Genomic DNA, 816 nt, shown 5'->3' on the forward strand with positions numbered 1-816 from the left:
GAGGCCGCTCCCTGAAGGGAGCGGCCTCGCGCTAATGATTGTCCGGCGGCGTCCTACTCTCCCACGCAGTCTCCCACGCAGTACCATCGGCGCTGAAGGGCTTGACTTCCGGGTTCGGAATGTCACCGGGTATTTCCCCTTCGCCATGGCCGCCGAAACTCTATGGAGATATCAATCGATCTGCCCGAACAAGCCCCGGCGGGGACCTGATCGAGCATGTTCCCGACTCATATCTCGGGAACCTCACAGTGGACGCGCAGTAATCTTGTAAGAAACAAGCCCTCGGCCTATTAGTACCGGTCAGCTCCATGCATTGCTGCACTTCTACTTCCGGCCTATCAACCCAGTGGTCTGCTGGGGGCCTTACCTGGATAAACCAGTGGGAAACCTCATCTTGAAACGTGCTTCCCGCTTAGATGCTTTCAGCGGTTATCACTTCCGAACGTAGCCAACCAGCCGTGCTCTTGGCAGAACAACTGGCACACCAGAGGTTCGTCCATCCCGGTCCTCTCGTACTAGGGACAGCCTTTCTCAAGTTTCCTACGCGCGCGGCGGATAGGGACCGAACTGTCTCACGACGTTCTAAACCCAGCTCGCGTGCCGCTTTAATGGGCGAACAGCCCAACCCTTGGGACCTGCTACGGCCCCAGGATGCGACGAGCCGACATCGAGGNTTATCCGTTGAGCGACGCCGCTTCCACATGCCAGCGCCGGATCACTAGTCCCGACTTTCGTCCCTGCTCGACTTGTCAGTCTCACAGTCAAGCTCCCTTGTGCACTTACACTCGAAACCTGATTGCCAACCAGGCTGAGGGA

At 57.9% G+C, this 816-nt stretch carries 2 rRNA genes (1 of these 2 only partly in view); both read right to left on the minus strand.

The features are described from left to right. Positions 1 to 40: 40 nt before the first annotated feature. Positions 41 to 157, minus strand: a 5S ribosomal RNA gene (rrf, locus tag ASF38_RS09300). Positions 158 to 270: 113 nt separating this feature from the next. After that, positions 271 to 816 (minus strand): 23S ribosomal RNA (locus ASF38_RS09305) (it continues 1566 nt past the right edge of the window).

Source organism: Aeromicrobium sp. Leaf272 (assembly GCF_001422865.1).
GTDB lineage: Bacteria > Actinomycetota > Actinomycetes > Propionibacteriales > Nocardioidaceae > Aeromicrobium.